The sequence below is a fragment of the Bradyrhizobium sp. HKCCYLS3070 genome, from assembly GCF_051167575.1.
Lineage (GTDB): Bacteria > Pseudomonadota > Alphaproteobacteria > Rhizobiales > Xanthobacteraceae > Bradyrhizobium.
Genome location: NZ_JBNPTI010000006.1, coordinates 1 through 13532 on the forward strand (window position 1 = coordinate 1; position 13532 = coordinate 13532).

Sequence of the window (13532 nt, forward strand, 5' to 3'; positions counted from 1 at the left end):
GGCTGCGCTTCATGTCCTGGTCCTTGTCGTGGGCCAGAACGAACTCAAAACTGGATTAAGCCCAGGGGGCAAGGTCAGTTTGACCACGGCGACTCGCTAAGCGGCATGAAGGCGACAAGCCGTCGGCAGATCACGGCGCGGCACGGTGCAAGGTGTCGCACGGCGCACAGTGTTGTCAGCTTTTCAGCAGATCGCGTCTGTTATTTCGCCTTGCTGCGCGATGACCTGACCATAGTCTCCTCGCAGATTTTCATCGGCCTGGGAGGAGTTCATCACCATGAGCGAAACTGTCTCGGCACCAAATGCAAGCGCGAGCCTGTCGATCGATCGACGATTTCTCGCGACCTCAGCCGCGCTCGCGGCAGGATGGGGAGCCCTGCCGCGGGAGCGCGCCGACATCTCGCCGCCACTCTCGGTCTTCGACCGCGAGGCGCCGCCGCACTATGCAGGCCATGCCGAACTGACGCCGCTATCCCCCCTGGACGACCGTGAGCGGCCAGTCTCCGATGATGCGGAAACGTTCGTGGGCATTGGCCTGGCGGAACAGCACAATCCTGTCGATCCGGAGCTTTGTCAGTGACAGTGCCGCGAATCTCTCCTGCAGCATCATCAGGATCGGCCGGCGCCGTTCGTCGGACAGCCGGCAGGTCAGCGTCATGTGGAAGCGGAAATCCTCCATGACATAGGGATAACCCCAACGATCGAGATGATCGCGCTGCCGTGGTGTCAGCAGATCCGGCTTGCGCCGAGCACGGTCGTCGGCCGTCATCGGAGCGCGAAATGGCTCAAAGGCCTGGACACAATCGGCCGCGAGCTGTTGCAGCGCCGGCGACGGCTCGCCGGGGATCATCGCGATGAAGCCGCTGATCGCGTCCACGATCGGACGGATGGCCGGGACGGCTCGCGGCGTGGCCGCGAACGCGGCACAGGCGCTGCGGAGCGCGGCTTCGTTCTCCGCATCGGACAGCTCGAACGGAGCCTTCAAGGTCGCGTGAAAGCCGTATTTGCGCGGGTCTGCGGTCAGCTCAGCCCAGTCTGGAACCGCGCGGACGATCTCGCTCGGAAAGCTGCGGTCATCGCCGCTCCACGCGTCGTATCCGAGCAGGCTCGCGCCGAATTCCGCCAGATCCGCCGTCGCTGGTGGAGCATAATAGATCGCATAGCGCAGAAGATTGGCCATGGTTCGCTACTCCGCCGCCATGGCACGCGCCGGCCGGGCGTTCAGCCGGTCGGTCTCGGTGAGATAGACCAGCCGGCCGGACGCGATCACGGCGACGACATGGGGGCGCAACGGCACGCGGTCGTCGACCAGAATGATATCGGCGCGGCGGCCCTCGGCGAGCGTGCCGCGGTCCGCCAGCCCGGCTGCGCGTGCAGGGCTGCCCGAGATCAGATCCCAGGCGCGCGCCAGCGGAAGAACGCCGTCGGCCGCAAGCCGGTACGCTGCCAGCAGCGGCGCTGGATAGTAGTAGTCGGAGGCCAGCACCGAGCAGAGGCCCTTGGCGATCATGTCGCTGGCCTTCGTCCACCCGGTATGGCTGCCGCCACGGACGACGTTGGGCGCGCCGAATACGATCGCGTCGTCCCCTTGAGCGGCCTCGCGCGCGGTCTCCTCATTGACCGGAAACTCTGCGATGGTCACTCCCTGGCTGCGAAACGCCTTGCGCATGGCCGGGCTGTTGTCGTCATGCGACAGCATGCGGACACCAGCCTTGCGTGCGATCTCGGCCAGCCGCGCGATCGAGGCCGGAACGGCGTCGGCGCGAGCGGCGATGCGCGCGACCAACCGGTCGAACTCCGCGCCGGGCAGGCCGGTGCGGTCGACCATGCGCTGGCGCTTGTGCGGCTTGTCCAGACTCGCCACCGTCGAATCCATGTGATCGTTGAAGGCGAACAGGTCAACGCGCCGGTCGGCGAGCCACCGGCCGATCTCCTCCTCATCGTCGAGATTGAAGGTCTCGTGACGCAGATGAAAGCGCGTGTCGGCTGCGAGCCGCGGGCGCAGCGCTTCGATCGATTCGAGCAGGCGCCGCGCATTGTCGGCGCTGCGCAGGCCCGGCTCCCATGACCAGGTCGTCGCGTGAAAGACCGTGGTGATGCCATTGCTGATGGCCTGGCGGTCGCTGTCGATCAGCGCAACGTCTGTCGGGAAATCGACCCCGGCGCGCGGCATCATCTGGCGCTCGAACGCATCGCCGTGGATGTCGACGATGCCGGGAAGCACAGTGAGCCCCTCCGCATCGAGTTCGAGACCCGACCGGCGTCCCGGTGTCCCGATGCCGGCGATCACGCCGCCGGATATGATCAAGGAAGTGTCTACGAGGTCGGTATCGACGAGGCAGCGGCCTCGCGAGATGCAGATATCGGTCATGGGGCGGCACTCTGCAGCACCGCGACGCGCGCGTCGAGGGCAGCCTCGTATTTGTCGAGAAACGCAGTGATCGCGAGCTTGCGAAAATCCGGCAGCGCCGCGCGCAGCGCCTCGTGATTCCAATCCCACCACGCCAGATCCAGCAGCCGCTGCTCGACCTCGTGCGGAAACCGGCGCTTGATCGGGCGCGCCGGATTGCCGGCGACGACGGTATAGGCCGGAACGTCCTTGGTGACGATGGCGCCAGCCGCCACGACCGCGCCGGTGCCGATGTTGCGGCCCGGCAGCACGATCGCGCCATGGCCGATCCAGACATCGTGTCCGATCTGGACATGATGCTCTCTCCGCCAGGCGAAGAACTCCGCATCGTCCGGCTCTCCTGGAAAATAGGCGCTGGCGCGATAGGTGAAATGGGCCTGCGTCGCCCGCTGCATCGGGTGGTTGCCCGGATTGATCCGGGTCATCGCCGCGATCGAGCAGAACTTCCCGATCCTCGTGTAGGTGATCTGGGAATCGTTGACCACATAGGAGTAGTCGCCCATCGTCACCTCCTGCAGGATGGTGCGGGCGCCTATCTCGCAATAGGCGCCGAGCGTCACGTCCTGGAGCTTGGCCGAGGGATCAACGGTAGGTTCAATCGAAAGCGACTTGCCGGCCATCTCGCGTCCTGTCTCTACGCCTGTGAGGGTGTTGGATCTCCCCTATGACAGAGGCGTGACATCTGCATGACTGTGACCGGCATGTGGACGGACGTGGCGCCGCAGTGTCCCTGTCACATAACTGTAGAATCCAGACGCTAGCGATAGGCCAAAGCGAGGCGTCTGGAGAATTCAATGCTGGTGGTGGATGGCCTGACGTGCCGTTTTGGCATGAAAGCCGCAGTCGACAATGCATCCTTCTCTGTTGCACCGGGCAGCTTCGTCGGCGTGATCGGGCGTTCCGGCGCCGGCAAGTCGACCCTGCTGCGGTCCATCAATCGTCTGAGCCCGGTGAGTGGCGGGCGCGTCCTCTTCAAGGATCTCGACGTGACGGCGCTGCGCGGCCGTGACCTGCGGCAGTGGCGCGCGCGCTCGGCGATGATCTTCCAGCAGTTCAATCTGGTCGGCCGATTGGACGTGCTGACGAACGTGCTGATGGGGCGACTGGCCGAAATCCCGTCGTGGCGCTCGCTGGCGCTGCTCTGGCCAGCGGAGGATGTCGCCATGGCGCTGTCCGCGCTCGAACAGTTCGACATGGCCTCCCTCGCCGCGCAGCGCGCCGATCAGCTCTCGGGCGGGCAGCAGCAGCGCGTCGCGATCGCGCGCGCGATGGTGCAGAACCCCGAGATCATTCTCGCAGACGAGCCGATCGCCTCGCTCGATCCCCGTAACACCAAGATCGTGATGGACGCGTTGCTGCGCATCAACAAGCATTTCGGCATCACCGTCGTCTGCAATCTGCATTCGCTCGATCTGGCGCGCAGCTATTGCGATCGCCTGATCGGCATGGCGACCGGACGGATCGTGTTCGACGACGTGCCGTCGGCGCTGACGGCGCAGATCGCACGTGAACTCTACGATCTCGAGGCGGACGAGGTGATGGGTTCGATCCATCCGGCACCGGCGGCAACGGTGCCGGTACTTGGCGAAGCGGCCGTGGCCTGAGACGCGGATTTCTGCAAGCTCGAGCTTCCGCATGGCGCGGGGGCGAGACCTGTTACTTACTGCAACAAGAGGGCATGTTATGATCAATCGTCGCATCGTTCTGGCGGGCGTCGCTGCGCTGGCTTTCACGGCCTCGGCGTCAGCCGAGGACTGGAAGGCGAAGTATCCTGAGCTGACCTTCGCCGTGGTCCCGGCAGAGAACGCCTCGGGTGTCACCGAGCGCTGGACGCCTTTCGTGAACTATCTCTCGAAAGAGCTGGGCGTGAAGGTGACGCTGCGTATCGCCAACGATTATGCGGCCGTGATCGAAGGCCAGCGCGCCGGCAACATCCACATCGCGAGCTATGGCTCGGCGTCGTTTGCCCGCGCCCGGCTCACCGGGGTCAAGACCGATGCCTTCGCCAACGACATCAACTCCGACGGCAGCACCGGCTACTATTCGGTGTTCTTCGTCAAGGCGAGCAGCCCGTACCGGAAGGTCGAAGACCTCAAGGGCAAGAATCTCGGCCTCGTCGATCCGAACTCAACGTCGGGCAACAACGTGCCCCGCTTCGAGCTCAACAAGATGGGCGTGACCGACGCCGAGACGTATTTTGGCAAGGTTGTCTTCACCGGCAGCCACGAGAACGCGGTGCTGGCCCTTTCGCAGGGGACTGTCGACATCGCGGCCAACCAATGGACGAGCGACAACGATTCGACGTTGGCCCAGATGCTGACCAAGGGCATGCTGAAGAACGCTGACGGTTCGCCGATGAAGAAGGACGACTTCCGCATCATTCACAAGTCGGCGCCGATCATCAACGGCCCCTACGCCTACAACACGGACCTGCCGGACGATCTGAAATCGGCGATCGCCAAGGCCTTCTTCGATGCGCCGATCAAGGACAAGGCCGCCTTCGACCGTCTCTCCGACGGCCAGAAGAAGGGCTTCCACCCTGCCACGACGAAGGACTGGGATGGCACGATCGACCTGATCAAATTCGTCGACAGCCTGCGCAAGAAGGCGTCCTGATCGACGATCCATCGATGGTGAGCCGGGTCTCGTGGGGCCCGGCTCGTCCGTTGAAGAATCCCTCGCACGTCCGAACCAAGAGCAGCACGAAGCCGATGGCTGTTGCCGTTTCGATCCTTCCGAGCCAGCAGCTTGCGGCTCTGAACGAGACCTATCGGCGGGCCGTTTCGCGCCGTCGATTGCGTCTTGCCCTGTCCGCCATGGTATTCCTGGCGGTGCTCTTCGCCGCGGCCATCGGTGCCGAGGTCAATCCGCGGACGTTCTATACCTACTTCGGCAACTTCATCAGCTACTTCGATCGCATCTTCACGCTCGACGACGGGCAGCGGGTCTGGACCAATCTGCCCGAATGGTTCTGGGGCTTCAAGAAGTGGATCAAGCTTCTGGCAGAGACGCTGCTGATCAGCTACGTCGGCACGATGGCCGGAATGCTCGTCGCATTCGGTCTCAACTTCTTCGCCGCCGAGAACACCTCGCCCGCGCCGTGGATCCGCTTCACGGTGCGCCGGCTCCTGGAATTCGCCCGCACCGTTCCGAGCGTCGTGTTCGCCCTGATCTTCGTCATTGCTTTCGGGCTTGGGCCGATCCCGGGCGTCCTCGCCATCGCCCTTCATTCGAGCGGTGCGCTCGGCAAGCTGTTCTCCGAGGTCGTCGAAAACGCCGACATGAAGCCGGTCGAGGGCGTGCGCGCCACCGGCGCGAGCTGGCTGTCCTGCATGCGCTTTGCCGTGCTGCCCCAGGTCATCGCCGGCTTCTCCAGCTACACGCTGCTGCGGTTCGAGATCAACGTGCGCGAGGCGTCCGTGATGGGCTTCGTCGGTGCCGGCGGCATCGGCCAGGAGCTCGTGGTCGCGATCCGCAAGTTCTACTATTCCGACGTCAGCGCCATTCTTGTCATGATCGTGGTCACCGTGTTCCTGATCGACATCGGTACCGGCTGGCTGCGCGGCCGCCTGTTCGGCTCGGAGGCCCGCACATGAGTATCTCCGGCTCACCCGACCCGAAGCAGCTCGCCGAGCGCTATCCGCAGATCTTCAATCGGCCGCTGTCCGCACGCCTTGCAACGCCGCTCGTGCTGGCGTTGGCCGTGGCGATCTTCGTCTTCGGTCTGGTCGATCTCGACTTCTCGCCGTCGCGGATGCTGTCCGGCCTCGGCCAGCTCGGCTGGATCGCGCGGATGATGCTGCCGCCGGATCCCGGCTCATCGCTTCCGATTTATCTCAAGGCGCTCGGCGAGACGCTCTCGATCGCGGTGCTCGGCACCACCTTGGCGGCCGTGTTCGCTCTTCCGGTCAGCCTGCTTGCAGCCAGGAATATCATCCCGTCGGCGATCTTCCGTTTTCCGGTGCGTCGCCTGTTCGACACCATTCGTGGCGTCGACACACTGATCTGGGCGCTGGTCTGGATCAATGTCGTCGGCCTCGGGCCGTTCGCCGGAGTGCTGGCGATTGCGGTCTCGGATTTCGGAGCGCTCGGCAAGCTGTTCTCGGAGGCGATGGAGAGCGCCGACCGGCGGCAGGTCGAGGGCGTTCGCGCTGCCGGCGGCAGCCCGCTGCATGAGATCCGCTTCGGCCTTCTGCCGCAGGTTCTTCCCGTGATTGCCGGCCAGGTGCTCTACTTCATCGAATCCAACACGCGCTCGGCGACGATCATCGGCATCGTCGGCGCGGGAGGCATCGGGCTGCAGCTGGCGGAGCAGATCCGCGTGCTGGAATGGCAGAAGGTGTCGTTCCTGATCCTGATGATCCTCGTTGCGGTGGCTGTGATCGACTGGATCTCAGGCAAGCTGCGCTTTGCGATCATCGGCCGCCGCGCCATTGCTTGAACAGCGCGGCATCCGAAGGTTGCGATCGTTCGCCTACGAACGATCAGGATGCAGTGCCGGCTGTGTGTGCTGCACCGACTGTCGCAAATCCTTCACGTGCCGCCTTTAGGGGAAGCTCCGGAACTGGCTGCCATGCCAGGACATACGGAGTCCGTCTTCATGAAGCTCACTCGCCTCGTTCTCGCGCTGCTCGCGCTATGTGTTGCCGCATCATGGCAGCCGGCCAAAGCCGCGGACGTCATCTGCTACAACTGCCCGCCGGAATGGGCCGACTGGGCCTCGATGCTCAAGGCGATCAAGACCGATCTCGGCTACGACATTCCACACGACAACAAGAACTCCGGCCAGGCGCTGGCGCAGATCCTCGCCGAGAAGAGCAATCCGGTCGGCGACATCGGCTATTTCGGCGTCACCTTCGGCATGAAGGCGAAGACGCAGGACGCGCTGGAGGCCTACAAGCCCGCAAACTGGGATCAGGTCCCCGCCGGCCTGAAGGATGCGGACGGCTACTGGACCACGATCCACTCCGGCACGCTCGGTCTGTTCGTGAACAAGGACGCGCTCGGCGGCAAGCCCGTTCCGGCCTGCTGGAAGGACCTGCTCAAACCCGACTACAAGGGCATGGTGGGCTACCTCGATCCGAGCTCTGCGGCCGTCGGCTATGTCGGCGCCGTTGCCGTCAACCTCGCGCTCGGCGGTTCGCAGGCCAATTTCGAGCCAGCCCTTACGTTCTTCAAGGATCTGCGCAAGAACGATCCGATCGTGCCGAAGCAGACGTCCTATGCGCGTGTCGTCTCGGGCGAGATCCCGATCCTGTTCGACTACGACTTCAACGCCTACCGCGCGAAATATACCGAGAAGGGCAATTTCGAGTTCGTGATTCCCTGCGAAGGCTCGGTGGTCTTTCCCTATGTCGTCGGCCTTGTGAAGAACGCGCCCGACAAGGACAAGGCGAAGAAGGTGATCGACTATCTGCTGTCCGACAAGGGCCAGGCGATCTGGACCAATGCCTATCTGCGTCCGGCGCGCCCGATCGAGCTGCCGGACTCGGTGAAGAACAAGTTCCTGCCGGACAGCGACTACGCCCGCGCCAAGAGCGTGAACTGGGGCGATATGGAAGCTGCGCAAAAGGGCTTCGTCGATCGCTATCTGTCCGAAGTCCGCTGAAGGAGCACCGCGCCTCCGCCGGAGACGATCCGGCGGAGGTGCACTTGATCACATGTCGCACAAATCCTTCGTCCGGCTCTGCCTGCTGCCCCTGGCGGCCGTCACCGCGGCATTCTTCCTGTTGCCGATGGCGAGGCTGCTCGCGACCGGCGCCGAGGGACCGCACGGTCTGACCGAATATCTCGCGATCATTCTCGAGCCGCGCTACCGCACGACACTCCTCAACACGCTGGCGCTGGCGGCGGCCACCACGATCGCGACCCTGGTCATTGCGACGATCGCCGGCCTGTTTCTGCAGCGCCACAGGTTTCCGGGCCGCGCGATCCTGGTTGCGATCCTGACGTTTCCGCTCGCTTTTCCGGGCGTTGTGGTCGGCTTCATGATCATCCTTCTGGCTGGCCGTCAGGGGCTGATCGGCGAGGTCTCGTCCCGGCTCACCGGCGACAAGCTCGTATTCGCCTATTCGATCTACGGGCTGTTCCTCGGCTATCTCTATTTCTCGATTCCGCGGGTGATCCTCACGATCATGGCTGCCGCGCAGAAGCTGGACCCGGGGCTGGAGGAGGCCGCGCGCTCGCTCGGCGCAAGCCCCTGGGCCGTGCTGCGCGACGTGATTCTGCCGGCACTGACCCCGGCGCTGATCGCATCCGGCGCAATCGCGTTCGCGACCGCGATGGGCGCGTTCGGAACGGCATTCACCTTGGCCACGAACATCGACGTGTTGCCGATGCTGATCTACACGGAGTTCACGCTGGCCGGAAACCTGGCCACGTCGGCGGCGCTCTCGGTCGGCCTTGGCCTGATGACCTGGCTGATGCTCGCATTGGCGCGCTCCTTCGCCGGCAGCTCGGTGGCAGCGGCAGGGTAGGCACGTGCGCGACAGAGCCATCTTCATCCTTCAACTGCTGTTCACACTGCTGGTCGCCGCCTTCCTGGCCGTGCCGGCCGGCCTTTCGATCGCCGCGGGCGTGACCGTCAACTACTTCCGCGGCATTCAATCCGGCGTGACGCTGCAGTGGGTGGCCGAGGTCTGGGAGCTCTACGCGGGCACGATCATGGCATCGATCCTGATCGCGCTGGGCACGCTGGCGGTCGCGCTCGTGGTCGGTGTTCCCGCTGCCTATGCGCTGTACGTTCGCGGCGGACGGCTGGCGCGGCTGGTCGAGGAAATCATCACCTTGCCGCTCGCGATTCCCGGGCTCGCCATCGCGCTTGCGCTGTTGCTCACCTATGGCGGGGCGGGAAGCTTCCGCCGCTCATGGCTGTTCATCCTCGCCGGCCATGTGATCTTTACGATGCCATTCATGGTGCGGTCCGTCATGGCGGTGTTCTCGACGATCGACGTGAAGTCGCTCGACGAAGGTGCCGCATCGGTCGGAGCCGCGCCATGGCGCCGCTTCATCGACGTCATCGTTCCCAACGCCGCGCCCGGCATCCTGGCGGGCAGCCTCATGGTGGTGACACTATCTCTCGGAGAGTTCAACCTGACCTGGATGTTGCATACGCCGCTGACCAAGACATTGCCGGTCGGCCTCGCCGACAGCTACGCATCGATGCGGCTCGAGGTCGCGTCCGCCTACACGCTGATCTTCTTCGTCATGATCATCCCGCTGCTGGTGGCCATGCAATGGATCGGCGAGAGAGGAAGCCTGAGGTGAGCACGATGACCCGGCATGGAGCCGCCCTCAAGGTGGAGAATTGCGGCAAGACCTTTGCTGACGGGACCTGCGCGCTCGCGCGCGCCACGCTCGACATCGCGCAGAGCGAGACGCTGGTGCTGTTGGGGCCGTCCGGCTGCGGCAAGACCACGCTGCTGCGGATCGTGGCCGGGCTCGAAACACCCGATGCGGGCGGGCGCGTGCTGTTCGGCGGCAAGGATCTGACGAGGCAGCCGATCGAGAAGCGCAACGTCGGCATGGTGTTTCAATCCTACGCGCTGTTCCCCAACATGACCGTCGCGGACAATATCGGCTACGGGCTCAAGATCCGCGGCGTGCCCAAGCCGGAGCGCGCCTCGCGGGTCGCGGAGCTGGTCACGCTGACCAACCTCGCCGGCCTCGAAGATCGGCGAATCGATCAGCTCTCGGGCGGCCAGCGCCAGCGCGTCGCGCTGGCGCGCGCGGTCGCGATACGGCCGAGCGTGCTGCTGCTCGACGAGCCGCTCACCGCGCTCGATGCGGCCTTGCGAGAGCGCCTGCGCGGCGAGCTCAACGGCTTGTTGCGCACGCTCGGCATCACGGCGATCTACGTCACGCATGACCAGGCCGAAGCCATGGAGCTCGGCGACCGCATCGTCGTGATGCGCAAGGGCGCCATCGCCCAGATCGGGACGCCGCGCGAAATCTATTTCTCGCCCGCCGATCGATTCGTCGCGGAGTTCGTCGGCGCGGCCAACATCATCGAGGCGCCGATCGACGGCGCCCAGCTCGTTCTGCCGGGAGGTCGGCAGCCGATCGCCGATCCCGGTCCACGTAACCTGGCGGTGGCGATGGTTCGGCCGGAAACGATCGGGATCGTCGACGCCGCGGCATCGAGTCTGACTGGCGTCGTCGACAGCGTCCGCTTTGTCGGCGACCGGCAGCGGATCATCGTCCGCGACGCCGCCTCAATTGCACTGACCGTGGACGCGCCGAATTCGATCAGGGTCGCTGCGGGAGAGCGGATCGGCCTATGGATTGCCCCGGACTCCATTCGGCTGTTGCCGGAGAAAGGCTGATCTGCTGATGACCAAGAGCCCCGTCGTCATCGCCCAGATATCCGACCTGCACATCAAGGCGCCCGGCCGGCTCGCCTACCGCCGCGTCAATACGGCGCGCGCGCTGGCCCGTTGCATCACGGAGCTCAACCGGTTCGAGCCGAAATTCGATCTGGTGGTGATCTCGGGCGATCTCGTCGATACGCCGTCGTCGGCCGAGTACGATCATCTCAAGGATCTTCTCGCCGAGCTCGAAACTCCATTCGTCGCCGTGCCCGGCAATCACGATTCACGCGAGCTGATGCGCGCGGCGTTTCCGGACGCTCTGCATGGTCAACCCACCGGTCCGCTGAACCGGTGCGTGGAGTTGGCCGATCTCGATCTGCTTCTGCTCGATTCCAGCGTGCCCGGCCATCCGCATGGCGAGCTCGATGAAGCGAGTCTGCAATGGCTCGACGCCGCGCTGGCCGGATCCAGCGAAAGGCCGGCCCTGCTGTTTCTGCACCACCCGCCGTTCGCCACTGGCATCTGGCACATGGACCGGCAGAACCTGCGCAACGCCGACGATCTCGCGGCCGTCCTCACGCGCCATCCGCGGGTGCAACTGATCGGGTGCGGTCACGTTCATCGCGCGACGCTGACCCGGTTTGCGGGCATCCCCTGCACGATCTGCCCGGCACCGAACCATGCCGTCGCGCTCGACCTGGCCGAGCTTCGCCCGCCATCCTTCCGGATCGAGCCACCGGCCTTTCACCTACATGCCTGGTTTCCGGGACCGGGATTTGGAACGGTCGTCACGCATCAGGTGCCGATCGGGGATTTCGACGGGCCGCATCCGTTCTTCAATCAGGACGGCACGCTCATCGACTGAGGGCGCAAGAACGAAGCGAGGCGGCGGGGTCTGGTCTAGCTCTCGACCTCGAACGTCACGCGCTCCGCCGCGAAGCGCGAGCGCTTGCTGACCAGCGGCGTCCCATCGGCATCGATGTCGGTGCTGTCGACCACCAGCACCGGACGGCCCAGCGCGAGGTCGAGCCGTGCGGCGTCGCTCGCGTCGGCGATGGCCGCCGTGATCCTGGTCGCGCCGCGGCGATAGTCGCGAATGCCGTAGTGCGCAAGCAGCGCCGTCATCGAGCGGAGCGATGCGAAGATGTGGCCGGCCTCGGGAAATCGCTCGGACGACAGCCAGGACGTGCTGACGCAGATGGGGGTCTTGTCGGCAAGACGCAGTGCCTCGATTCGGACCAGCGGCGCCCCCGTCTTCAGTCGGAGCGCGTGCGCGAGTTCGCGCGTCGCCGACTCTTCGGACGCTGCGATCAACTGTCCGCGCGGCTCGCGCCCGCCGGCGCCCACGATCTCGGAGAACCTGGTTCGCGATCTCAGGGGATATGACAGACGAGGCGCTTCGACATAAGTGCCGCTGCCGCGCTCGGCGCGCACGAGGCCGCGCTCGGCCAAGGTCGCGAGCGCGCGACGCACCGTATGACGGTTGACGCGGTAGGTTTCGGCGATCTCGGTCTCGCCGGGCAGGCGGGTGCCGGCCGCGAAGCGGCCGTCGGCGATGTCGCGCTCGATGCCGTCGGCCACCCGGCGCCACAGTGCCACGCCCGAGTCAGCGCCCTGCATGCTCATCTGCGGTTCTCCGCTGCGCGACCTGAAAATCACGCCCATGTCATCAAACAGTCATGGCGCTTCGTTACGAAGTTGTCTATTAACATAGACAACTTCGCGATAGCAAGTTCGGGGTGAAGATGGAAGGCGAGACCGCGATGCAGGACCGGCGCAGGACGGCGATGCGGGTATTGGCGCATGCCTCGCATGCGGACATCCGCGCCAGGCTCGACGGACTGGCGCTGCCTGAGTATCGCGACCTGCGTCCGGCGGAGAATGGTCTCGTGATGCTGCGGGGCCGGATCGGCGGTGATGGCGCGCCGTTCAATGTCGGCGAAGCGACGGTGTCGCGCGCCGCGGTACGGCTGGAGAGCGGCGAGGTCGGGTTCGGCTATGTGCTCGGACGAGACGCCGGCAAGGCGCGTCTGATGGCGCTGTGTGACGCGATGATCCAGTCGTCGAGCCATGCGCGATCGATCGAGACTCAGGTGGTCGCGCCGCTGCAGGAGCAGATGCGCGCATCGCGGGAGCATCGAGCGGAGGAGGCTGCGGCCACGCGTGTCGATTTCTACACCATGGTGCGAGGAGAGGGCTGATGGGTCTCGCGGCATCCGATCTGCAACACGGTTTCGCCGACAATGTTCTGTCCGCGCAATCCACCTTCCGTACCGTCATGGAGGCCATGGCGCGTCCGGGCAATGTGCGGCAGGTCGAGGGCAATGTCGGCCGGCCGTCGTCGTTGATGCCTGGTGCTGCCGCGATCGCGTTGACCTTGTTCGATCACGATACGCCGATCTGGCTCGATGCGCCGCTCGCCGGCACGCCCGAGGTCGGCGCCTGGCTCAAGTTTCACACCGGGGCGCCGATCGTCGCCGATGCCGCGCTCGCCTGCTTTGCGGTGGCGGCGGACCCCGAAGCGCTGCCTGATCTGGATTCATTCGCGCTCGGCAGTGCTGAATACCCTGATCGCTCGACGACGCTGATCCTGCAGGTGCCGAGCTTGTCCGGAGGGCCGGCGTTCAAGCTGCGCGGTCCAGGCATCGACGGGACGACATCGTTCCGTGCAACGGTCGCGCCCGCCGATCTGTTCGAGCGGCTGTCGATCAATGAGAAGCTGTTTCCGCGTGGTGTCGATGTGGTGCTGGTCGATGGCTCGTCCATCGTCGCCATCCCGCGAACGACCCGACTCGTTTCCGCAGGAGAGTGAG

General features: G+C 65.0%; 15 protein-coding genes. 11 read left to right on the top strand and 4 right to left on the bottom strand.

Features of this window, described 5'->3' with window-relative positions:
• Positions 1 to 469 precede the first annotated feature (469 nt).
• The 3 genes from ACQR03_RS19880 to ACQR03_RS19890 are packed head-to-tail and all read right to left on the bottom strand — an operon-like array spanning position 470 to position 3030.
• Positions 470 to 1180, bottom strand: a complete 711-nt coding sequence (locus tag ACQR03_RS19880) for a DUF1045 domain-containing protein (RefSeq protein ID WP_315752871.1) — start codon at positions 1178 to 1180, stop codon at positions 470 to 472.
• Between the two features lie 6 nt (positions 1181 to 1186).
• Positions 1187 to 2371 (bottom strand): alpha-D-ribose 1-methylphosphonate 5-triphosphate diphosphatase, encoded by a 1185-nt coding sequence (locus ACQR03_RS19885; protein ID WP_315752872.1) that lies wholly within the window; start codon positions 2369 to 2371, stop codon positions 1187 to 1189.
• Positions 2368 to 3030 carry a DapH/DapD/GlmU-related protein gene (locus ACQR03_RS19890; RefSeq protein ID WP_315752873.1) on the bottom strand — a complete coding sequence of 221 codons (663 nt, stop codon included), beginning with the start codon at positions 3028 to 3030 and terminating at the stop codon, positions 2368 to 2370. Before ACQR03_RS19890 ends, ACQR03_RS19885 begins: the two co-directional genes overlap by 4 nt.
• Positions 3031 to 3204: 174 nt before the next feature.
• Between ACQR03_RS19890 and phnC the strand changes: the two genes are divergently transcribed.
• From phnC to ACQR03_RS19935, 9 genes are all read left to right on the top strand, one after another.
• A complete protein-coding gene (gene phnC / locus ACQR03_RS19895; protein WP_315752874.1) occupies positions 3205 to 4014 on the top strand; it encodes a phosphonate ABC transporter ATP-binding protein in 810 nt (269 codons plus the stop codon).
• Between the two features lie 79 nt (positions 4015 to 4093).
• Complete coding sequence (phnD, locus tag ACQR03_RS19900) at positions 4094 to 5026, top strand: phosphonate ABC transporter substrate-binding protein (protein ID WP_315741002.1); 933 nt, start codon at positions 4094 to 4096, stop codon at positions 5024 to 5026.
• Positions 5027 to 5121: 95 nt separating this feature from the next.
• Positions 5122 to 6006 (top strand): phosphonate ABC transporter, permease protein PhnE, encoded by an 885-nt coding sequence (phnE, locus tag ACQR03_RS19905; protein ID WP_315713044.1) that lies wholly within the window; start codon positions 5122 to 5124, stop codon positions 6004 to 6006.
• Positions 6003 to 6851 (top strand): phosphonate ABC transporter, permease protein PhnE, encoded by an 849-nt coding sequence (gene phnE / locus ACQR03_RS19910; protein WP_315713042.1) that lies wholly within the window; start codon positions 6003 to 6005, stop codon positions 6849 to 6851. The genes phnE (ACQR03_RS19905) and phnE (ACQR03_RS19910) overlap by 4 nt, the downstream gene beginning before the upstream one ends.
• 159 nt (positions 6852 to 7010) lie before the next feature.
• Entirely contained in the window at positions 7011 to 8018 is a 1008-nt protein-coding gene (locus tag ACQR03_RS19915; protein WP_315752875.1) for an ABC transporter substrate-binding protein, read from the top strand.
• 52 nt (positions 8019 to 8070) lie between these two features.
• Positions 8071 to 8886 (top strand): ABC transporter permease, encoded by an 816-nt coding sequence (locus ACQR03_RS19920; RefSeq protein ID WP_315752876.1) that lies wholly within the window; start codon positions 8071 to 8073, stop codon positions 8884 to 8886.
• A 4-nt stretch (positions 8887 to 8890) separates the two neighbouring features.
• Positions 8891 to 9676 (top strand): ABC transporter permease, encoded by a 786-nt coding sequence (locus tag ACQR03_RS19925; RefSeq protein WP_315752877.1) that lies wholly within the window; start codon positions 8891 to 8893, stop codon positions 9674 to 9676.
• Between the two features lie 5 nt (positions 9677 to 9681).
• The gene (locus tag ACQR03_RS19930; protein WP_315752878.1) at positions 9682 to 10734 is read left to right on the top strand and encodes an ABC transporter ATP-binding protein; all 1053 of its coding nucleotides are present in this window, start codon (positions 9682 to 9684) and stop codon (positions 10732 to 10734) included.
• A 7-nt stretch (positions 10735 to 10741) separates the two neighbouring features.
• The gene (locus ACQR03_RS19935; protein WP_315752879.1) at positions 10742 to 11584 is read left to right on the top strand and encodes a phosphodiesterase; all 843 of its coding nucleotides are present in this window, start codon (positions 10742 to 10744) and stop codon (positions 11582 to 11584) included.
• 35 nt (positions 11585 to 11619) lie between these two features.
• Here the strand turns inward: ACQR03_RS19935 and phnF are convergent, their stop codons facing one another.
• Complete coding sequence (phnF, locus tag ACQR03_RS19940) at positions 11620 to 12345, bottom strand: phosphonate metabolism transcriptional regulator PhnF (RefSeq protein WP_315752880.1); 726 nt, start codon at positions 12343 to 12345, stop codon at positions 11620 to 11622.
• Between the two features lie 119 nt (positions 12346 to 12464).
• Between phnF and phnG the strand changes: the two genes are divergently transcribed.
• Positions 12465 to 12920 (top strand): phosphonate C-P lyase system protein PhnG, encoded by a 456-nt coding sequence (gene phnG, locus ACQR03_RS19945; protein WP_315713029.1) that lies wholly within the window; start codon positions 12465 to 12467, stop codon positions 12918 to 12920.
• The gene (phnH, locus tag ACQR03_RS19950; RefSeq protein ID WP_315752881.1) at positions 12920 to 13531 is read left to right on the top strand and encodes a phosphonate C-P lyase system protein PhnH; all 612 of its coding nucleotides are present in this window, start codon (positions 12920 to 12922) and stop codon (positions 13529 to 13531) included. Before phnG ends, phnH begins: the two co-directional genes overlap by 1 nt.
• Position 13532: the final 1 nt, after the last annotated feature.